19 protein-coding genes and 1 pseudogene are annotated in these 20,318 nt (G+C 71.5%); 9 read left to right on the top strand and 11 right to left on the bottom strand.

The features are described from left to right. Positions 1-134 precede the first annotated feature (134 nt). Positions 135-338, top strand: a pseudogene (locus IE195_RS23640) (IS5/IS1182 family transposase); the annotation flags it as partial. Here IE195_RS23640 and IE195_RS23635 read toward each other — a convergent pair. Next, positions 335-1,573: an ROK family transcriptional regulator gene (locus IE195_RS23635; RefSeq protein ID WP_191275403.1), complete on the bottom strand. Its 1,239-nt coding sequence runs from the start codon at positions 1,571-1,573 to the stop codon at positions 335-337. The pseudogene IE195_RS23640 and the gene IE195_RS23635 overlap by 4 nt on opposite strands. Positions 1,574-1,646: 73 nt before the next feature. Between IE195_RS23635 and IE195_RS23630 the strand changes: the two genes are divergently transcribed. Beyond that, positions 1,647-2,228, top strand: coding sequence for a GNAT family N-acetyltransferase (locus tag IE195_RS23630; protein WP_191275401.1), 582 nt, complete (start codon positions 1,647-1,649; stop codon positions 2,226-2,228). 25 nt (positions 2,229-2,253) lie between these two features. After that, positions 2,254-2,724, top strand: coding sequence for an NUDIX hydrolase (locus IE195_RS23625; RefSeq protein WP_191275399.1), 471 nt, complete (start codon positions 2,254-2,256; stop codon positions 2,722-2,724). A 295-nt stretch (positions 2,725-3,019) separates the two neighbouring features. Here IE195_RS23625 and IE195_RS23620 read toward each other — a convergent pair whose 3' ends face one another. The 3 genes from IE195_RS23620 to IE195_RS23610 all read right to left on the bottom strand — a co-directional run bounded on the left by IE195_RS23620 (position 3,020) and on the right by IE195_RS23610 (position 5,117). Continuing rightward, positions 3,020-3,280, bottom strand: a complete 261-nt coding sequence (locus IE195_RS23620; protein WP_191275397.1) for a DUF6504 family protein — start codon at positions 3,278-3,280, stop codon at positions 3,020-3,022. Positions 3,281-3,397: 117 nt separating this feature from the next. Beyond that, a complete protein-coding gene (locus IE195_RS23615) occupies positions 3,398-4,324 on the bottom strand; it encodes a M48 family metallopeptidase (protein WP_191275395.1) in 927 nt (308 codons plus the stop codon). 106 nt (positions 4,325-4,430) lie between these two features. Next, positions 4,431-5,117 (bottom strand): DivIVA domain-containing protein, encoded by a 687-nt coding sequence (locus IE195_RS23610; RefSeq protein WP_191275393.1) that lies wholly within the window; start codon positions 5,115-5,117, stop codon positions 4,431-4,433. A 656-nt stretch (positions 5,118-5,773) separates the two neighbouring features. Here IE195_RS23610 and IE195_RS23605 point away from each other — a divergent pair. Then, the gene (locus IE195_RS23605; protein ID WP_225942302.1) at positions 5,774-7,003 is read left to right on the top strand and encodes an LPXTG cell wall anchor domain-containing protein; all 1,230 of its coding nucleotides are present in this window, start codon (positions 5,774-5,776) and stop codon (positions 7,001-7,003) included. Between the two features lie 108 nt (positions 7,004-7,111). Here the strand turns inward: IE195_RS23605 and IE195_RS23600 are convergent, their stop codons facing one another. Further along, positions 7,112-8,023 (bottom strand): N-acetylmuramoyl-L-alanine amidase, encoded by a 912-nt coding sequence (locus IE195_RS23600; RefSeq protein ID WP_191275391.1) that lies wholly within the window; start codon positions 8,021-8,023, stop codon positions 7,112-7,114. A 677-nt stretch (positions 8,024-8,700) separates the two neighbouring features. Between IE195_RS23600 and IE195_RS23595 the strand changes: the two genes are divergently transcribed. Next, a complete protein-coding gene (locus IE195_RS23595; RefSeq protein WP_308428457.1) occupies positions 8,701-9,879 on the top strand; it encodes a hypothetical protein in 1,179 nt (392 codons plus the stop codon). Positions 9,880-10,096: 217 nt separating this feature from the next. Here the strand turns inward: IE195_RS23595 and bldC are convergent, their stop codons facing one another. After that, on the bottom strand, positions 10,097-10,300 hold the full coding sequence (gene bldC / locus IE195_RS23590) for a developmental transcriptional regulator BldC (protein ID WP_013155387.1): 204 nt from the start codon (positions 10,298-10,300) through the stop codon (positions 10,097-10,099). A gap of 706 nt (positions 10,301-11,006) precedes the next feature. Next, the gene (locus tag IE195_RS23585) at positions 11,007-11,840 is read right to left on the bottom strand and encodes a DUF8083 family protein (RefSeq protein WP_191275387.1); all 834 of its coding nucleotides are present in this window, start codon (positions 11,838-11,840) and stop codon (positions 11,007-11,009) included. A gap of 253 nt (positions 11,841-12,093) precedes the next feature. Between IE195_RS23585 and IE195_RS23580 the strand changes: the two genes are divergently transcribed. Continuing rightward, positions 12,094-12,321 carry a DUF3073 domain-containing protein gene (locus IE195_RS23580; RefSeq protein ID WP_191275385.1) on the top strand — a complete coding sequence of 76 codons (228 nt, stop codon included), beginning with the start codon at positions 12,094-12,096 and terminating at the stop codon, positions 12,319-12,321. A 154-nt stretch (positions 12,322-12,475) separates the two neighbouring features. Here the strand turns inward: IE195_RS23580 and purM are convergent, their stop codons facing one another. From purM to IE195_RS23565, 3 genes are all read right to left on the bottom strand, one after another. Then, entirely contained in the window at positions 12,476-13,540 is a 1,065-nt protein-coding gene (gene purM / locus IE195_RS23575; protein WP_191275383.1) for a phosphoribosylformylglycinamidine cyclo-ligase, read from the bottom strand. Positions 13,541-13,657: 117 nt separating this feature from the next. Next, positions 13,658-15,154, bottom strand: coding sequence for an amidophosphoribosyltransferase (purF, locus tag IE195_RS23570; RefSeq protein ID WP_191275381.1), 1,497 nt, complete (start codon positions 15,152-15,154; stop codon positions 13,658-13,660). Between the two features lie 65 nt (positions 15,155-15,219). Continuing rightward, on the bottom strand, positions 15,220-15,672 hold the full coding sequence (locus tag IE195_RS23565) for a sterol carrier family protein (protein WP_191275379.1): 453 nt from the start codon (positions 15,670-15,672) through the stop codon (positions 15,220-15,222). A gap of 454 nt (positions 15,673-16,126) precedes the next feature. Here IE195_RS23565 and IE195_RS23560 point away from each other — a divergent pair, with 454 nt between their 5' ends. Then, the gene (locus IE195_RS23560; protein WP_191275377.1) at positions 16,127-16,744 is read left to right on the top strand and encodes a DUF47 domain-containing protein; all 618 of its coding nucleotides are present in this window, start codon (positions 16,127-16,129) and stop codon (positions 16,742-16,744) included. A gap of 37 nt (positions 16,745-16,781) precedes the next feature. Here IE195_RS23560 and IE195_RS23555 read toward each other — a convergent pair whose 3' ends face one another. Next, the gene (locus IE195_RS23555; protein WP_191275375.1) at positions 16,782-18,341 is read right to left on the bottom strand and encodes a PucR family transcriptional regulator; all 1,560 of its coding nucleotides are present in this window, start codon (positions 18,339-18,341) and stop codon (positions 16,782-16,784) included. Positions 18,342-18,510: 169 nt separating this feature from the next. Here IE195_RS23555 and IE195_RS23550 point away from each other — a divergent pair, with 169 nt between their 5' ends. Then, entirely contained in the window at positions 18,511-19,767 is a 1,257-nt protein-coding gene (locus tag IE195_RS23550) for an NAD(P)/FAD-dependent oxidoreductase (protein ID WP_191275373.1), read from the top strand. Between the two features lie 72 nt (positions 19,768-19,839). Further along, the gene (locus IE195_RS23545; protein ID WP_191275371.1) at positions 19,840-20,298 is read left to right on the top strand and encodes a GreA/GreB family elongation factor; all 459 of its coding nucleotides are present in this window, start codon (positions 19,840-19,842) and stop codon (positions 20,296-20,298) included. The last annotated feature ends 20 nt before the right edge of the window (positions 20,299-20,318 follow it).

Genomic DNA, 20,318 nt, shown 5'->3' with positions numbered 1-20,318 from the left:
CTGCCCCGCCCCCGGTCCGGGAACCTGGCCGGGTCCTCACCCCCAGGACTGGATGAGGGGCCCGGCCCGGGGCTTGGGCCGGACAGCACCCTCTCCAGGTAGGGCATCTGTACCGGGCAAGCCCGACACACCTGGCGCGCCGGGCAGCGCCTCGGCGGGGGCGGACGAGAGGCGTGGAATCCTCCCAACGGTTGGGGCGACACCGCTGGCAGGTCGAGCGGACCATGGCCTGGCCGGCTGGATGCCGTCGACTCCATCGTTGCTACCGGCCGAGCACCGCCGGCATCGCCTGCACGTTGATGTGCTTCCGCAGACTTACCGAATGCGATGAGCTCTAAGGCTGCGGCAGCGGCAGGGTGCCCGATTCCAGACCGTGGATCATCACGGCCGCACCGCCCCGGGAGGCGGCGCTCATCCCCAGGTCCGAGGGCTCCACCCGGCAGCCGCCCGCCTCCGGGGCGAAGGACCCGGCCCGTGCGGCCTCGCGACAGCGGGGGACCAGCCACCGCGCCATCGGCACGAAGTAGCCGCCCAGCACCACGGCGCCCGGGTTGACCACGTTCACCAGGGTCGCCACCCCGCGGCCCAGCCACGTCCCGGCCCGCTCCAGCGCGGCGACGGCCGTGGGCTCACCGGCCGAGGCGCGGTCCACCGCGACCGCGACCAGTTCGGCGACCTCCGCGCCGGACAGCGGGCGTCCCGGAACCAGGTCGGGCAGGGCGGCGCGCAGGATCGCCCCGATTCCGGCCAGCGCCTCCAGGCAGCCCCTGCGGCCGCACGAGCACTCGGGGCCGTCGGCGTCCAGTTCCAGATGCCCGATCTCCCCCGCGAACCCGCCAGCTCCGCGCAGCAGCTCGCCGCCGACCAGCACGCCCGCGCCGATCCCCACCTCACCGGTCACGTACACCAGGTCGGGCAGCCCGGCGAGGGGGCCGAAGCGGTACTCGGCCATGGCGCCGAGGTTGGCGTCGTTGTCGACCAGGACGGTCGCCCCGGCCAGGGCGGATCCGGCCAGGCCGGAGAGCAGGAGCTCGCGGAGCGGAACCTCCCGCCAGCCCAGGTTGGGGGCGCGCCGCACCGTTCCGGAGGGGGCGTCGATCAGCCCGGGGACCGCCACACTCACCCCGACCACGGTGCGCTCGCGCAGCTCCGGCGCCTCGGTGACCTCCCGGAGCGTGTCCGCGATCCGGTGGGCGCAGGCCCGGGCGCCCGCCGAGCGGGCGTCCAGCGGCACGTGCCGGTGCACCAGTTCCCGGTGGAGCAGGTCCACGGCCACCACCGACAGGAAGTCGACGTTGACCTCCAGGCCGATCGCGGCGACCGAACGCTCGTCCGGGGCCAGCAGGACCCCGGGGCGGCCCACCCGCCGCTGGGAGGTCTCACCGGTCTCCCGCACCAGGCCGCGGGTCATCAGGTCGGAGACCAGGCTGGAAACGGTGGTCTTGTTCAGCCCGGTGGCGGCGGCGACGGCGGCGCGGGAGCACGGGGCGTGTTCGCGGACGGTGCGCAGCACGGTGCGCAGGTTGCTCTCCCGGACGGTCTGGAAGCTCACCGTTCCCGTACCGGCCACCACCCCGTACCCCCTGCCGCCGACTGCCGCGGAAAACCCGTTGCCCGTGTGTGGGGGCGCTGGTTGGATTCCCATCATGGTGCCTCCAGACGTGTTCCGCGACCAGCCCGTCCTCGTGGGTGACCGGGTGCGGTTGGAGCCGCTGGGCGTTGCCAACGCGGGCGAGGTGATCCCGGGGATGGTGGACATGGACCCGCAGGTGCGCAGGCTCACCGGCACCCACCGGGAGTTCACCGCCGAACAGCTGCTCAGGGTGTTCGCGGCCTGGGAGCAGCGGCATGACCGGGCCGACTGGGTGGTCCGGGAACAGCGGGGCGGTGCGGCCGTCGGTGACTGCGCACTCATCGACCTGGACCCGGACAACGCCGAGGCGCACTACCGGGTCGCGCTCAGCTCCATGGAGCACACCGGCAGGGGCTACGGCACCGAGGCCACCGACCTGGTCCTGGAGTATGCCTTCGAGACCGCGGGGCTGCACCGGGTGGCACTGGAGGTGTTCGCCTTCAACACCAACGCGGAGAGGTCCTACGCCAGGTCCGGCTTCGTCCGGGAGGGCGTGTGGCGCCAACACCTGCGCTGGGACGGCGAGTGGCACGACGCGGTCCTGATGTCGATCCTCGCCGACGAGTACGCCGAGCTCCGCCGCCGGCGCGGCTGACCGGTCCGGCGTTAGGGTCGGTGGCATGCCCGTTCCCGAGTTCCTCCGGAAGCTGCGCCGGCACGTCGGCCACGACCTCCTCCCCCTGGTGGGTGTGACCGCCGTGGTTCTCGACGGGGGCGGCCGGGTGCTGCTGCACCGGCGCTCCGACGACGGTCGCTGGGCCACCCCGGGCGGCATCCTCGAACCCGGGGAGCAGCCCGCCCGGGCGGTGGTCCGTGAGGTGCGGGAGGAGACCGGGGTGCTGGTGGAGGTGGAGCGCCTCGCCACCGTGATCGGCCAGGAACCGCACACCTACCCCAACGGCGATCAGGTGCAGTTCCTCGATCTCGCCTTCCGCTGCCGCCCCGTGGGCGGTGAGCTCAGGGTCGACGGCGACGAGAGCCTCGACGTGGGCTGGTTCGCCCCGGACCGGTTGCCGCGGATGGCCGACCGGATTCTCGAACGCATCCGCTGCGCCCGTGAGCCCGGGGGCGAGCCCCACTACGAGCGCTGACCTCCGCTTCCGGGTGCCGTCCCTGCGCCTCTCTGCGCCCCCCGCCCCTGTCGCCCGGGTTCTCTGCTGCCCGCCCCGGCCCCTTCTTTCCACGGTGATCTTGCTACCAGGGGCGATTTCGGCGCCGAAGTTGCCCCTGGTAGCAAGATCACCGAGGGTTGGCCGATCTGTGCCCCGGGTGTTCCTTCGTGCCGGGCCACGGGCACGCTGACGGACTGACGCGGAACGCCCGCTGGGCAGCTGCCCAGCGGGCGTTCGGCACCGTGCCGCCCGGGCCGCGATGCCGGCTCCGTGCCTAGTTCCACTGGCGCCGCATGGTCCAGCGGTCCGAGGCGACGTCCCGGGTGATGTCGATGATGCTGGGAACGCCCGACTCCGACTCGGCCGAGACGCGGAGCAGGTGAATCTGTGTGGCCGGGACGCCCGGGGCCTCGGGGCGGGCCGGCCAGTCGCCGATGATCCTGCGCACCCGGAAGGTGTGGCCGCGCCAGGTGAACTGGGCGGGGTTGCCACGGTCGGTGGAACGGACGTCGATCTGTTCGTTCAGGAGACTCACTCGAACAGCATATCGAACACACGTTCGACAGAGTCAAGTCCTTCGGAGGCCGGCGCGGTTCGTGTCCCCACGGGGTTGCGGGCAGGTGCGCAGGTCCGCCCGCGTTCCGGGGCGGAACTACAGGAACACCCGGCCGCGGCGGGTGCGGTCGCGCAGCGCGGCCATCCGCCTGGTGTTGCTCGGGCGCCGCGAGAGCAGGTGGTAGAGCAGCAGCGAGCACCCCCGGTCGGTACGCGCCCGGGCGGCCATCTCGCCCATGTTCACCCGCGTGTACAGGTTCGGGCCCCCGGCGAACAGGTGTACCGCGTGCACCCCCTCGGGCAGGTGTGCGTGGGCGTGGTTGTCGGCCGTGTACTCCGCGGCGCGGGACAGCGCGGAGCCCAGGCCCGGGACCAGGTCGGCGCCGACGGTGGCCAGCCGGCGCCAGTACCCGGTGTGTCCGGCGGCCACATGGCCCACCTGGTGGGCGATGAGGAACGCCAGGGCGTCCGGGTCGTGCAGTCGGCCGTTCCCGTCGAACAGGGCGTCGGGCAGCACCAGGTAGCGACGGAGTCCGTGCGCGGCGGCGTCGGTGCGGGTGGAGACCGGACCGACCCGCACGTACGCCTCCGGGGGCCGGGCCAGCCCCATGTCCGTCGCCAGGGACACCACCATCCGGTGTGCCTCGGGGAACTGGGTCGGTGAGATCCGGACCGACTCCGCGCACTCGCGTGCGTAGCGCATACCGCGTACCGACCAGCACGCCAGGGGCACCGCGGTCAGTGACAGCGCGGTCCACGGCACCGACCCCGAGAAGGACCACACCAGCCTCAGCAGAACCGCGGTGAGCGCCAGGGACACCGTCGCGCACAGCACGAACAGAGGTTTCTCCCAGGGGTGCGCGGACGCCGGAACGATCTCCTCGTCGGTGTCCAGCGCGCACAGGTCCCGCGTTGGCCCGTGCGGGGAGGGCCGGTGCGCGGTCAGCCGCCCGGGGGAGGCGGTGCAGCCAGGGACCCCGTGGGCCGCACAGGCTCGAGAGGACCCTGGCGTCGCGTGTGGCATGCTGCTCCCCCTCAGAACGCCCCTGACTCAGGATGATTACTCCCTGTGCCCAAATATTACTTTCCGCTTTCCTTTGTGCGGGGTGGCGGAGGCGGCGTGTCCGGTGTCAGGAACGCTCGTAGTGGCGCAACTCCTCGGCGAGCACGTCCAGGAACCGGTCGACCTGGGCCGGGTCGTACCCGGGTCGCGCCCGGGTGGTGGCGAACTGGACCCGCTCCACCTCCTCGGAGGTGAGGGTGGCCCGCTCCGGCCGTCCCTGTTGGAGGACGTCCAGCGTGTACTCGGCGCGGTCCAGGAACTCGTCGACCTCCTGCTCGTTGTAGCCGGTGGTCAACCGGGTGGTGGCGAAGCGCTGCTCGCGGATGTCCTGGGGGGCCATCCGCGGCCCGGGCGACGGTGGACCGGCCGGCGGCAGGTCCGGCTGTTGCGGCCCCTGGTGCACCCGGCCGGGTTGTGCGGGGCCGGTCTGCCCGGGGTGCGGCGGCAGAGGCGGGGGCGGGGCGGGCTGGCCCAGACCGCGCCCGGCGAGGTCGGCCACGACGAGGTCGAGGAAGTCGTCCACCTCGTCCTCGCGGTATCCGGGGCTCATCCGGGTGGTGCGGAAGCGGGAGTTGCGGATCTCGTCCGCGGTGAGCAGCGGGCCCTTGCGCGGTCCGCCCTCCAGTGCCACCAGGGTCGCCTCGATCCGGTCGAGGAGTGCGTCCACGTCCTCCTCGTTGTAGCCCGGGCGCAGGCGCACCGTGTGGAACTTCTTGTTGCGGATGTCCGCCGGTGTCAGAGGCATGGTCCCCATTGTGCAGTTCACGGGGTTCTCGGGGGGCGCTGTCACAGGTCCGCGTGTGGCTCGGCGGCGGACCCGGCGCCGGTGGCGTCCCAGGCGGCGGGGATCCGGGGGCGGCCGTTCCCGTGTGGTGCCGTGACGAGGGGAGGGGCGGGGGAACTCATGGACGGCATTATGCCGACGGTGAGTGGCGTACGCCACAAGTACCGTTGGTTCTGGCCGGGTGCGGACAGGCTTGTCGTTCGCCCGAGGGGCCACTCGGGCGGGACGCATTCCCTGTAAGACGCCTGAGTCCTATTGGGGTTTACCGGAATCCAAAAGATTCACCCATTTTATTGGGTGTCGTTACTCAGGGCATTCGCATGTCCATCGTGATCTTTTTGATATCGAAAGTCCGATAGTTCGACATTTGTTGGCATGTACTCTCGTTCTGGCGAATGGAAAGCAGTCAGGCCGGTTCTTCCGGCCCTTGCCCTCTGCGGGCCGAAACCGCGCGAGCTTTCTATTTTTGCAGGTCATGGGCTTCTGTGTGCCCCGACCGTCCCCCATACGACCCTGGTCCGTGCTCCACGCTCCGAGAATCCCCACCCTTGTTGTTCCGGTGGTGGAAAGTGCGGCCAGGCCCGGCCCAGACACATACGGGCTCGGACGACCCAAACGAGGATGACTTGAAGAACGCTCCCCGAATCACGGCGCGCCGCGTCCTCCAGGGCGGTGCCGCCTTCGCCGCGCTGGGCGCTCTCAGCCTGGCCACCGCGATGCCCGCCCACGCCGACACCTATGGCTGGGCCTACGCCTCCGCCATCGGCGGCCAGGGCTCCTCGGAGACCTACATCACCCAGGAGCAGACGGTTTCCAACCCGTTCTCCACCACCATCGGTGACTGGCTGGTCGTCGAGGGCACCACCACCGCCACGGTGAACGCCGACGGCGCCACCGCCACCACCGTCATCGACTCGGCCAAGGTCTCCGTCACCGCCGAGAACGTCGAGGACATCCTCGACCCCGAGGACGAGGACTCCGACGAGGACGACGACTCCGACGAGGACCCCGAGGGCGACGACCTCGACGAGGACGAGACCCCTGAGGACAACGAGGGCGGCGACTCCGAGGACGGCACCGACGAGGGCACAGACCCCGAGGGCGGTGAGGGCTCCGGCGACCCGTCGGAGGAGCCCGCCGAGGACCCGACCGAGGAGCCCGCCGAGGAGCCCTCCCAGGCCCCCACCGAGGAGCCCACCGGGGCGCCTTCGGACTCCGCCGAGGTCATCGAGCTCGACGAGGAGAACTCCGAGCTGGTCGACGGCAGCGAGACCGTCATCCTCGAGGGGACCATCACCGGGATCACCGTCACCACCACCCAGAGCTGGGACGGCGAGGTCAGCCACCACGCTGACGAGGGGACCTTCAAGCCGGAGCCCACCGTGTTCTCGGGTGACGACGGTGAGGAGCTGGTGCTGAACATCCAGCCCTCCGTGAACCAGGGCGTCGTGCAGACCGAGGACGCCGGCTTCCACTGGAACGACGCGTACACCAACCTGTACATGAACTTCCTGGTCGACGACGAGTTCGTTGCCGGATACCCCCTCGCCGAGAGCGCCGCGGGCATCACCACCGGCGCGGTCGACAACGGTGACGACGGTGACGACGGCACCGGTGACGACGGCAACGGCGACGGCGACGAGGGTGACGACAAGAACCCGCCGCAGAAGGAGCGCGACGAGGACACGCTCCCGAAGACGGACCCCAAGGACGCCCAGCCCCTCGCCCAGACCGGTTCGCCGGTCGCCGGTCTGATCGCGGCCGGCGCGGCGATCGCCGCCGGCGGTGGCGCCGCCGCCTACCTGGCGCGTCGCAGGAAGAAGAACGACGAGGTCGCCGAGACCAACGAGGACTAGTAGCGCCTCCGAACCGCCCGCACGGACGGTTGTCGTGACAGAGGGCCCCGGGGCCGCCGCTCAGGCGTGCGGATCCGGGGCCCTCTCCGTGCGTTCGGAGGCCCGCCCCTACTCGCGCATGAGGTAGGTGGCCAGACCGCGGGCGATGGCGTCCGCGGCGTGCTCACGCCACTCCGGGTCCTCCAGGAGTTCGGCGTCCTCGGCGTTGCGCATGTTCCCGGCCTCCAGGAACACCTTCGGCACGGTGGAGAGGTTCAGCCCGCCCAGGTCGGTGCGCTCGTCCAGTCCTTCCTCCGCGAGGTAGTCGGCGTAGGGGACGTCGCTGCCCTCGAGGTACTCGCGGCGGATGTCCTCGGCCAGGAGCGCGGAGGGCTCCACGATCTCCTCGGTGAGACCGGGCACCTCCCCGGGAGTGATGACGTGGAAGCCCCGCCCCGACTCCGGTCCGCCGTCGGCGTGGATGGACAGGGCGGCGTCCGCCTCGTTCTCGTTGCCGATCTCCGCGCGCTCGTCGATGCAGGGGCCCACGCTCCCGTTGTCCTCGCGGGTGAGGATCACCGTGGCGCCGTCGGCCTCCAGGCGTTCCTGGACGAGCAGGGACAGCTCCCAGTTGAACTCGTGTTCGGGGTAACCGTTCACGCTCTGGGCTCCGACGGTGTCACAGGCCTTCTCTCCGTTGCCCACGGACACCTGGGTGTTGATCTCGCTCGGGGCGGAGGCGTTGCCACCGTTGTGGCCGGGGTCGATGACCACGACACGGTCGCCGAGCGGGCCGTCGCCGGGCGGGGTGGACCCGTCCTCGGCCGGAGCGCCGCCTTCTTCGGGGGCGCCGCCGTTCTCGGCGCCGGGACCGTTCGCTCCGTCCTCGGGGCCGGGTAGCGGCGGTGCCGCGGTGGGGTCGGCTCCGGGGGTGCCTCCGGCCGGGGCCGAGCATGCCGTGGTCCAGAGCGCGGCGAACGAGAGCAGGGCCAGGGCGCGTGCGGCGCGGCTCCGGCGCCCCGGTGGTGCGGAGACGGGCATGACCACAACCTAGCCGGTGCCCGTGACTCCGACGTACCCGCACAGACCGGGACGGAGGGCGCATGGCGGAAGCCCAGGAGCGGGCAAAGGGCGCTTCGGGGCCTTCGGCACGGTGTGCGCCCGGGCATGTCCTGCGTTGGCGGCCATCCCTGTCCGTGGTCCGTGTTCCTAGATCTCCCCGCCGGGTTCTCCGGCGGTGGATCGTGTGACCGGGACCGTCCGGCCCCCCGGGCGGGCGTGAAGAGGACAGTGCCACCGACGGGTGGAGACCAACGGGAGCCAGCCGGTCCGTTCGGTCACGCCCCGACACCGTGATCGGCTGACGGCCGGGTGAACGCACCGAGGTCCCCATGGATCCGCCCACCTCGGGGCCCTCGGTGTTTCCCCAGTTCCAGGCGGTTCACCGACAGGTGACCAGCACCTCGGGGCCACCGTTTGGTCGTCACCGGGGCGGTTTCCGTTTTGTGATCAACGCGTTAGGCTCACCGTGTGGAACGCCTTGTGCACGCAACTCCACAGCGATCAGCATCTCGACCGGCCGGCGGGGCACCGAGCCCACCCGTCCGGAACACCGCGCCCGGCCAGCCAGGTCGGCCAGAAGCTCCCGGCCCGCCGCTTCAGCGGCACGGGAGCGGCCCCAGGGCCGGGCATCCCCCAGATACAACAGGAGTGTTGTGGTGACTCCCGCCGATTCGTCCGCCCGCCGCCTCGTCGCGGGCGGCACCCTCTTCCTCGCGCTCGGCGCGCTGGGTGTCGCCTCCGCGGTTCCGGCCGGGGCGACCCGGTTGCTCTGGGCCAACGCCCAGGCCTGGGCCGCCGACGGCGACCTCGTCGCGGGTTACTCCACCGCCGTCAGCGTCGGCGGGGAGACGGAGGACGACGCGGGAGCGGAGCGGCTCCTGGGCCCTCTGGCCGAGTACGCACAGGTCGAGGGGGAGAGCCGCACCCTGGTCAATGCCAGGGGGGCGCTGTCCGAGGCGGTGGTCGAACAGGCGGTGGTCCGGCTCGGCGTCAACGACCTGATCGATCTGGGCATGATCGATCTGGCCGGCGAGCTCGGTGAGCCGCCCGCCGGGGCACCCGAGGAGGAGCCGCGGGGGAGCGGTCCGCAGGACGGCCCGGCTGAACGCACCCCCTGGGAGCGGGAACCGGAACGGGAGTCCCAGCAGGCGGAGGAGCCGCTCCCGCGGACACCCCCGCAGATCCCCACCCGGGGGCCCACCGACGCACCCGAGGAGGACGTCGTCATCCTCGGGGAGGAGGACTCCGAACCCGTCTCCGCTGACGGCAACGCGGTCGAGTTCACCCTCACGGACGTGCGGGCCAGCTCCGCCGCGGCCTACGGCGGGGAGACCGAGGCGAGCCTCGAACACGGAGAGTTGACCGCCTTCGGTGAGCCCGTGGCGGACTTCGACGGTGACCACCTGTCCGAGGAGACCCTGGAGGTCCTCGACGAGGAGGGCGGGACCCTGACCGAGGTGCCCGTCAGCGTTCGCTTCCTGGCCAACGAGGACGTCTTCGATGACGAGGAGGACGCCTGGGACGGCAAGGGGGTCCAGTCCTCGCTCACCGTCTGGGTCCAGGTGGGTGACCCCGAACTGGAGAACGGTTTCGTCGTGGACTTCGCCGACACCCGGGCGGTCGGCTCCACCCACGGTTCGGCCACGCCTCCGGGGACGGATGGGCCGGATGAGGGACAGGAGGAGGTCACGGCCCCGAGTAAACGGCTGGCCACGGCCGGGGGTTCGCTCGCCGCACTGGTCGCCGCCGCGGTGGTCGCGGTCGGCGGCGGTGCCGCCGCCACGTTCCTGGCCCGCAAGCGCACCACCGCCATGGACGACCGGATCGAGGACTGATCCGCGACCGGATCGCTCCGGGGCCCGTGGCACCGCCTGCCCCGATGAGGGTTCCGGTCCCCTTCCGGGGCGGGGCCGATCGGGCGGCGGCTACGGGCGGGCCGGGAGGCGGTGAGGGAGGGCGGGCCACCCTGTCGGGGTGGCCCGCCCTGGAATTCTCTTCAGCAGCCGGAGTTCGTCCAGCCGTTCCCCCCGGAATCGGCACAGACCGGGGAGATCACTCCGTACGCTGGCTGGGGATTCCGGCCAGCAGGGCGCGGACCTCGGTCTCGCGGTAGCGGCGGTGGCCGCCCAAGGTGCGGATCGAGGTCAGCTTTCCCGCCTTCGCCCAGCGTGTCACGGTCTTGGGGTCAACGCGGAACATGGTGGCAACCTCAGCGGGGGTCAACAGGGGCTCCGCCTCGGGCGTGCGAGTTGACATGTGTACGGCCTCTCCTCCTGGATCTGTGTGCCGATCCTTGAGCCTTATTCCTGGCACTTGGCCCGGATGTCCAATATTTCCACTAGGTCCATATTGGCACCACCCGAGGTGATTGCGCGACCACTCCAAGCAACTTTGCACGTGGGAGGCCATTGAAAGCCGCCCGTGGCCGCGTCACGCTAAGTGATTCTAGCGACACGTTTAGTGGCATGTGGCGTATTCGGTCAAAACTTCGTTCTCGGGCCTCGTTTTTCTCGATCCGGAGAGCCTGAAGTGCTACGGCAGACTGACCGAAAATCGAGGGTCAAGGCCGGGGGAAGGTTGCGCAAGCCCTGGTCGGCTGCTGTCTGGAGAGGGGCGGGGCGGGGTGGCGCGCCGGGCGCCGGTTTGCTTCGGCTGGTGGGTCGGGCCACGCGGATCCTCGGCGTGGCGGGGGTTTCACGATTACGCAGAGTGCACTCAGTGACCGTCTGGCTACAGTCTATGTCGATCCCTATCGGGCGTTATGCCCAGTTTCACGATGCTTGATGTCGCACCTCGGCCGGTCAGCCGTCCGCACCGCTGCCACGTGCGCAAAGAGGGGCGCTTCCGGCCGAGAAACCTGGTGTACCAGGTTGTCCCACGGCGTGGCGCGAACCCGCGCCGGCGCTCGGATGACGACATTCAGGGTCCGGGTGCCCGCGAAACCGAGGGGAGCCCGTGACCGTCAGTTGGTGCGGTCAAGGGCGCGCACCGACCTCCAGCGCCGGGTGATCCTCCTGCGGAGTTCCGTCACGCGGGCTCCGTCCCCCTTCGCGAGGGCCTCGACGGCCTCGGCGACCTCGGCCACCGAGTGGTCCTCGCTCAGGTGGTCGTCGCTCAGCAGGTGGGGCAGCCCCCCGTAGTCCAGCTCGAGGAGGGAGTCGGGGTGGGCGGTCGTGGACAGCCAGTCCAGGAGCTCCTCGGTCGAGGAGGACACCGCGTGCTCCCCGACGCGCTCGCGCAGTACCGCCGCCGTGTGCTCCAGGCGCCGCGTCGCCAGCGCGGTCCTGGTCAGGTACAGCAGGGTCCTGGTGTTCCCGGCCGACAGGACGAGACAGCGCTCCTGGGGCTCGAAGGGGACGAACCAGGGGACCGGGACCGTCCAGTTGCTGGACAGGATCCCCGGCTGGGCCCGGGCTCCGGACTCGCGCCACTGCCGGTAGCCGGCCTCGGCCCGCTCGGCCTCCCGGGCCGGTACGCACGCTTCGGCCAGGGGCCGCGGCGCGGAGCCGGTGAACTCGTCGAAGGCGCGCCAGGAACGCAGCCGGGTCTGCCACGGGCACACGTACAGCCGCTCGTTCACCCGGCGCAGGTAGGCGTGCCCGCTCTCCTCGACGGGGGCGACCACCGGCGGTGTGGTGATGAGTCTGCCCAGGCTCTCGGTGTGCTCGGCGGCGAGGGCGTTGACACGCCTGGGGCGGTCTGCGGACTCCGCGTACCCTTCCCAGTACCGGCGGTCACGGGGCGAGAAGGCCGTGACCGGCTGGTAGACGCGGAGATAGGCGGTGTAGGGCAGCACGATCGCATCGTGGCACAGATCGTTCCGTCTGGCACTCACCGTGAGAAGCCCCAGGCCGGGAAGGGTTTCGTGTGCACGCCACATCCGTCACACCCGGGTGGCGTAGGCACGGCGGGGTCCGACCAGGTACGGTTGTATGTGTACGTAAGCTGACGCCTGTCGTCAGTCGCGTTTGACGGCCGTCAGCCTGGTAGTGCGGGTTAGTAAGTGATCTGGGGTTCGTCGGAACCCAATCGTTGAGGGGGTCGAGCCAATGGGGCGCGGCCGAGCCAAGGCCAAGCAGCAGAAGGTCGCACGGAAGCTCAAGTACAGCTCCGGTGGGACCGACCTTGATCGGCTGCGGTCGGAGCTGGGTGTCGCTGAGGACGAGGGGTCTCCCTCCGGGCCGTTGGGTCCGGACGATCCCTACACGGAACCTCAGGACGACCTGGTCGACCGTTACGCGGATCTTGCCGACAAGTACTCGGAGTCCGACAAGTAGGCGTCGGATTCGGCCGAGTCTTTCAGGTCGCTCGGATAACAACCGCTGACCTGTAGCGGCCACGGTCTTCCAACCGGAGACCGTCGCGGACAGGTGGATATAGCCGGTGCGAACCACTGTGGTGGTTCGCACCGGCTATGTTCGCGTCCCTGCCTCACGCGTTCCGGTACTCGCCGTTCAGCACGGCCCGGCCGGAACCGTTCTTCACCACGCCGAGGCGCCAGGCCTGCACACCGCGGTCGGCGAGCACGCCCAGGGCGCGCTCCGCGTCGTCCGCGGCGACGACCGCCACCATGCCCACGCCCATGTTGAACGTGGCCTCCATGTCCTCCCGGCCGACCCCGCCCTTCTCGGCCAGGTAGCCGAAGACCGGCAGCGGAGCCCAGGTGGAGCGGTCCAGTTCGGCGTCCAGGCCCTCCGGCAGCGACCGGGACAGGTTCGCGGCGAGGCCGCCCCCGGTGACGTGCGAGTAGGCGTGCACCTCGACGGCCGCGGTCAGGGCCACGCAGTCCTTGGCGTAGACGCGGGTCGGGGTCAGCAGCACCTCGCCGAGGACCCCGCCCAGCTCCGGGACCTGTGAGTACAGGTCCAGGTCGGCCTCGTCCACGATGTGCCGGACCAGCGAGTAACCGTTGGAGTGCGGGCCGGAGGAGGCCATCGCGATCACCGCGTCGCCCTCGCGCACCCGGTCCGGGCCCAGGATCGCGTCACCCTCGACCACACCGGTGCCGGCCCCCGCCAGGTCGTACTCCTCGGGGTCCATCGCTCCGGGGTGCTCGGCGGTCTCGCCCCCGATCAGCGCGCACCCCGCCTGGTGGCAGCCCTCCGCGATACCGCCGACGATCTCCGCCACGCGCTCGGGCACCACGGCGCCGGTCGCGATGTAGTCGGTCATGAAGAGGGGCTCGGCACCGCTGACGACCAGGTCGTCGACGACCATCCCGACCAGGTCGATACCGATGGTGTCGTGCTTGTCCATCTGCTGGGCGAGCATGACTTTGGTGCCCACCCCGTCGGTGGAGGTGGCCAGGACCGGGTCCCTGTACTTGGCCGTGTCCAGGCGGAACAGGCCGGCGAAGCCGCTGGCGTCGGTGACCTGCTCGGGCCGGCGGGTGCGCGCGACGTGACGCTTCATCAGGTCGACGGCGCGCTCACCGGCGGCGATGTCGACGCCCGCAGCCGCGTACGCGCCCGTCGTCCCTGTGCTGTCGGCTGCCACGCGAGTTCTCCTCGTGTTCGGTGGTGTACGGGTGTCCGCGGCCCTGTTCCAGGGCACGCCGGAGGATCCGGAAGGCGCTTCCGGGCGCGGCGGACCGGATCGGTCCGCCGCGTGGTCTCACTTGGGGCTGGTCGCCAGAGTGGAGCCCTCAGGGGTGCCGCAGGCCTTCTCCAGCAGGTACTTGCCCTGGGAGTCGGTGTCCACCTCCAACGGGTACACCCCGTCGAAGCAGGCGCGGCACAGCTGGTCCTTGGGCTGCTCCGAGGCGGCCACGAGCTCGTCCAGGTCCACGTAGGCCAGCGAGTCCGCGTTCACCGACTCGGCGATCTCGTCCACCGACAGGTTCGCGGCGATGAGCTCGGCACGGGTGGCGAAGTCGATGCCGTAGTAGCAGGGCCACAGCACCGGCGGGCTGGAGATCCGCACGTGCACCTCGGCGGCGCCCGCGTCGCGGAGCATCCGGACCAGGGCGCGCTGGGTGTTGCCGCGCACGATCGAGTCGTCCACGACCACCAGGCGGCGGCCCTCGATGACCTCGCGCAGCGGGTTCAGCTTGAGCCGGATACCCAGCTGGCGCAGGGTCTGGCTGGGCTGGATGAACGTGCGGCCCACGTAGGAGTTCTTCACCAGGCCCTGGGCGAAGGGGATCCCGCTCGCCTCGGCGTAACCCACCGCGGCGGGGGTGCCGGACTCGGGAACCGGGATCACCAGGTCCGCCTCGACCGGGTGCTCCCTGGCCAGGCGACGACCGACCTCCACCCGGGTGGAGTTCACGTTGCGCCCGTTCATCGTGGTGTCCGGGCGCGCCAGGTAGACGTACTCGAACAGGCAGCCCTTGCGGCGGGCCGGGGCGAAACTGCGGGAACGGACGCCGTCGCCGTCGATCACCAGGAGTTCGCCCGGCTCGATCTCGCGGACGACCTTGGCGCCCACGATGTCCAGGGCCGCGGTCTCACTGGCGACCACCCAGCCGCCGGCGCCGGAGGTCTCCCCGAGGCGGCCGAGCACGAACGGGCGGATGCCCTGCGGGTCGCGCGCGGCGTAGAGGGTGTTCTCGTCCATGAAGACCAGGGAGAACGCACCCTGCACCTTGGGGAGGAGTTCCATGGCCGCGTCCTCGAGGGCCTGGCCGTCCTTGGCCCTGGCCGCGAGGAGGTTGGTGAGGACCTCGGTGTCGGTCGTGGCGCCGCGCCGTTGGTCGGGCAGCAGCGCGGCCAGTTCTGGTGTGTTGATCAGGTTGCCGTTGTGGCCGAGCGCCAACCCCCCCTCACGCGCGGTGTAGAAGGTCGGCTGGGCGTTCTCCCACACCGGTGAACCGGTGGTGGAGTAACGGCAGTGGCCGATCGCGAGGTGGCCTCCCAGGGAGTCGAGCGTCGCCTCGTTGAAGACCTGGGAGACCAGTCCCATGTCCTTGTAGACGACGATCCGCTCCCCATCGCTTGTGGCGATGCCCGCGGATTCCTGGCCGCGGTGCTGGAGCGCGTAGAGGCCGAAGTAGGTGAGCTTGCTGACTTCTTCGCCGGGTGCCCAGACCCCGAAAACGCCGCAGGCGTCCTGCGGGCCGCGTTCGAGCGGATCGAGGTCCATGGAGAGCCGGCCGTCGGAGTACGACACAGCCACAGCTTAGCCGCTGGCCGAAGGCGGGGTGCCAACCGGGGTCGGAGGTCACCGCACCGGGCTCACACCGGCGGCTCGCCCGGCCACAGCGGAAGGTGCTCGGACAGGTCGGAGCGCACCCCGCTCGCCCGCACGCGGTGCCCCCCGACCGCGCTCTCCCAGTCGGTCCGGCCCCCGGCCAACCGCAGCCAGGTGAGCGGGTCGGTCTCGACGACCCCGGGCGGGGTGCCGCGCGTGTGCCTGGGCCCCTCGATCACCTGGACCGCCCCGTACGGGGGCACGCGCACCTCCAGGCTGTGCCCCGGGACCCGGTCGGCCAGGACGGCGAGGCTGCACCGGACCGCGGCCTTCAGCAGCGGCCGCGGCGGTTCCTCGGTGTGCAGGGCCGCCCGCACGGCCGCGGCCACCGCCTCCTCGTCGGCGCCCTCGAAGGCGGGTTCGCCCAGGGCGGAGAGCTGTTCGTCCAACGCGGCGCGCAGGCGCCGCACGGCGCCCGGGGTCAGAGCGGAAGGCATGCGCAGATCCTAGACCGGGCGAAGGGCCCTGCGCAGGTCCGCCGAGGTCGGGAACCGCTGGCCCGGATGATCGGAAGGATGAACACCGGGGATACTTGTCATTGCGAAGGAATGGCCCGAAGGTGGACATCGGGGTATTCCGGTGCGGCTGTCCACCGGTCTCCGCTCGATTGGGTGATTCCTGTCTCAGCGCCCCGCTGGCCAGCGGGAGCAGGACACGGTAGCGTCCCGAACCGTCCCGGTGTCGTCCGAGATTGGGAGGATTGCGAGGGAACCCGCGCCCCGCGGGGTTCCACGCGTCGACACAGACAGATGAACGAGGGGTGACCGCACCCGGACCCGCCTCCCCCAGTACGGGGCCGGCGCGTGGGAAGCCCACGCTGTCGCGCTGAAGCAGCTGGTCAGCGCCCTTAACATCCACCAAGGAAGACCACCGCACCATCGGGAGAACGACGTGCGCCTGCGCTTGCGCCCGCGTGATGACAGCTACTACGAGATGTTCACCGACTCGGCGAACAACCTGGTCATCGGGGCCCGCCTGCTGGTGGAACTGATGAGTGACGGGGCCGATCGGGAGGCCATCACCGAGAAGATGCGTGCCTGCGAGCACGCCGGTGACGACGCCACCCACGCGATCATGCGTCGGCTCAACAAGAGCTCCGCACCCCCGCTGCACCGCGAGGACATCTACCGACTCGCCTCCAACCTGGACGACGTCATGGACTCCATGGAGGCCGCCGTCGACCTCATCGGCCTGTACGGGCTGGAACGGCTCCCCAAGGGCATCATCGACCAGATCGAGGTGCTCGAACGGGCCGCCGAGCTCACCGCGGAGGCCATGCCCAGACTCCGGTCCATGAAGGACCTCACCCGTTACTGGATCGAGATCAACCAGCTGGAGAACCAGGCCGACCGGATCTACCGCAAACTCCTCGCCAAGCTGTTCAGCGGGGAGTACGAGGCGCTGACCGTACTCAAACTCAAGGACGTCATCGAGGAGCTGGAGACCGCCGCCGACGCCTTCGAGCACGTCGCCAACACGGTGGAGACCATCGTCGTCAAACACGGTTAGAGGGGGCGCCTTCCGGTCGAGGCGCCCCCGGATGCTCTCAGGGGCCTTCCTCACCGGGTGCGTTGGCCTCCAGCGCGATGGCCAGGGCCAGCCGCATCCTGGGCCGGTCCAGGCCGAGCGGGGTGACCTCGGCCATCCTCCGCATCCGGTGCCGGACCGTGTTGGGGTGCACGCCCAGCTCCTCCGCGGCCCTGTTCGGGTCGCCCTGGGCCCGGAGCCAGGCGTGCAGCGTCCGCGTGTGGTGCGTGCCGTGCGCGGCGTCGTGGCGTGTGAGTTCGGCCACGGGGCCGTCGGCCGGGCGCCGACCGGACGCTGAGGCCATTCGCAGGCGGTGGACCAGCACCTCGTCCCAGGACTCGTCGTAGGCCACCGCGGCCCTCCCCGGCCGGGAGGCGTGCAGGGTGAGGCTCTCGTCGGCCTCCCTGCGGCTCGCCGAGAGCCCGGCCAGGTCCGCGGGGGCGCCGATCCCCGCGTTGACCACCACGTGCCCGGGCAGGGACCGGGTGGTCTGCGCCACCCACTCCCGGGCCGGGGCGGGATCGGCCCCGCAGGGCAACACCGTGTAGACGGTACTGCCGAACACGGTGCTCCGTCCCGGACGCGACCAGCCGAACCCGGTGGTGGCCCGCTCGAAGGTCATCAGGGTGGCGGAGTGCCGTTCGTCGGGTGTGTGGGCCTGGAGGGCGACCACCCGGTGCTGTGTCGCGGCCAGCCCCAGGCGCCCGGCGGCCTCGGTCGGATCCATCGCCCCCTCCAGCAGGCGGCTCACCAGGTCGGACTCCACCTGACGCTCCAGGTCCGCGCTGACCCTGGTGCGCAGCAGGTGCAGGGCGACGGTGCGGGCGCCCTCGGCCAGCGACACCGAGCGCTCCTCGTCCAGCGGGCCCTCGCACGCGGCCCAGACCGACCCCAGGAACTCCCTTCCGACCCGCACGGCCGCCGCGGTGCGCCCGCCCAGCCCCAGGGCCGGTTCGGGCGGCAGGAACACCGGCTCCGCGGACGAGGCCAGGTGCGCGACGACCCCTGTGCGTTCGAGGTGGTGCTGGACCGCCTCGGGGACCCTGCGGCCCAGGATGGTGTCCCACCGGGCCCGGTCGGCCTCGGTCTGGCGGTCCGAGTAGGCCAGCACGCGCAGGCCCGGGTCCTCGATGGTGACCGGCCCGCCGACCCGGGCGGCGATCGTGTCCGCCAGCGCGGGCAGGTCCGCAGGGCCCCTCCCGGCCTCGGTCTCACCGCCCTCCAGCACCAGCCCGTACACCACGCCGGCGGCCTGGCCCCAGGACACCGCCGGGTCCACGACCAGGAGTGCGATCCCGCCCGACCGGGCCCGGTCGGCGGCCTCCCCGTGCGGGTCGGCCGCGTCCTCCCGTGCGGTCCGCACCACGACGGCCAGGGCTCGGGAGCGCTCGGCGAGCTCGACCGCCAGGAGCGGGTCCTGGACGCCCACGGCCAGGAGGACGTCGGCCTCCTCCGGCTCCGGTGCGGCGGGATCGTGCACTGCCACACCGCGCAGCACCGTGTCCGCGGTGGGGCGCGGGCCCACCAGCCGGGTGCCGTACGTGCCGAGGATCGTCACCAACCGGTCCAGCAGCACCATCGAAACCGTTCCTTCGACCTCTGGTCCCGGCTCTGCCTGTTGTCGGGATCCCACATCAGCGTACGCCGAGATTGTTCTGCCGGGACAAAGGGCGCGTCCTGCTTCCGGGGGAGACTCTGGTCGGGTGCGGTTCCGCACCCGTCAGTCAGCATGCACGGGAGAACTCGCCATGTCCGGGAAGGGCGCGGGCGCACCGCGTACCGTCATCGTCGTCGGGGCCGGGATCGTCGGTCTGTCGACCGCCTGGTTCCTCCAGAAGCACGGGGTCGGGGTCACCGTGGTCGAACGCGACACGGTGGCCTCGGGCTCGTCCTGGGGCAACGCGGGCTGGATCGCACCCGGTCTGGCCATTCCGCTGAACGAGCCGGGTGTGCTGGGCAACGGGCTGAAGGCGCTGTTCGACCCGAAGGCTCCGCTGTCCGTGCCGCCCACCACGGACACCGGGCTCCTGCGCTTCCTGGCGTCGTTCGCCCTGCACAGCGGGCAGGCGTCCTGGGAACGGGCGCTGCGCGGCAACGTCCCGCTCAGCTCGGCCTGTCTGGACGCCTTCGAGGAGCTGGCCGAGGGCGGGGTGGCCGCCAGGGTCGAACCCTCCCCGATCACCGCGCTGTTCACCGCGCACAAGCACGCGGCCCGGCTGGTCATGGAGCTGGACGCGGCCCGCGAGGCGGGGCTGCCGCTGACCTACACCGCCCTGGAGGGGGAGGCGGCGCGCGCGGAGGTGCCGATCGCCTCGGAGGCGGTGCGGGCCGGGGTGCGGATCGACGGGCAGCGCCACGTCAACCCCGGCGTGTACACGCACGCGCTCGCGGACTCCGTGCGCGAGCGCGGCGGGAGCGTGGTCGAGGGGTTCCGGGTGACCGGGGTGGAGGCTCGTGGCGGCGGCTTCCGGTTGCGCTCGGCGCACGGCGAGACGGAGTCGGCGGACGCGGTCGTGGTGGCCACGGGGGCCTGGCTCGGCCGTCAGGCGCGCCCCTGGGGCGTCGACGTGCCGCTGCGGCCGGGGAGGGGTTACAGCTTCATGGTCCCGACCGCGAGGCCTGTGCCCGGGCCCGTGTACCTGCCCGAGGTGCGGGTGGCCTGCACACCGCACGGTGAGGGGCTGCGGGTCGCCGGGACGATGGAGTTCCGCGACGTCGACGCGCCCCTGCGCACCGAGCGGATCAGGGCCATCACGGAGTCGGCAGAACCCTGTCTGGCCGGTGCCGACCTGCGCAGGCGCACCGACGAGTGGGTGGGATCCAGGCCCGTCACCTCGGACGGCCTCCCCCTGGTCGGCCCCACCCGGGTTCCGGGGCTGTACGTGGCGGGAGGGCACGGCATGTGGGGCCTCACCCACGGTCCGGTCACCGGCCGCCTGCTCGCCCGGACGGTCGCCACCGGGGTCCCGTCACCGGTGCTGCGGCCCTTCGATCCCCTCCGCTGACCCCGCCCCGCACCCGTTCCAGCAGCGCCCCGCCGAACCCCGGCGGGGCGCCATGCGTACAAGGAGGATTCCATGGCCGAGAACAACCGCACCTGGCTCACCCCGGGGACGTACGAACGGCTCACCGCCGAACTGGCCGTCCTCACCGGCGCGGCCGGCCCCGAGGAGCACGGCTTCGCCGGCATCGAGGACAGGGACGCCCGGGAGGCGCGCGTCAACCGGATCCAGGACCTGTTGAAGGACGCGGTCGTCGGTGAGGCGCCGCCGGACGACGGCATCGCCGAGCCCGGCATGGTCGTCACCGTCCGCTACGGGGACGACCCCGAGCCCGAGACCTTCCTGTTGGGGGTGCGCGACCGCGCCGACGCCGACGGGATCCCGGTCTGCTCGCCCGACTCACCGCTGGGCCGGGCCCTGATCGGGGCCGCCCAGGGGGAGGAGCGCACCTACACGGCGCCCAGCGGGCGGACCCTGGGGGTCAGCCTGGTGCGCGCCGTGCCGTACGGACCTGAGTCCGCGCAGGTGCCCTGAACCGTGGCGGGGCCGCCGGT

Source organism: Nocardiopsis terrae, from assembly GCF_014651695.1.
GTDB classification, from domain to species: domain Bacteria; phylum Actinomycetota; class Actinomycetes; order Streptosporangiales; family Streptosporangiaceae; genus Nocardiopsis; species Nocardiopsis terrae.
The sequence above is the reverse complement of the archived record's forward strand: the minus strand, read 5'-3'. Positions and strand labels throughout refer to the sequence as shown.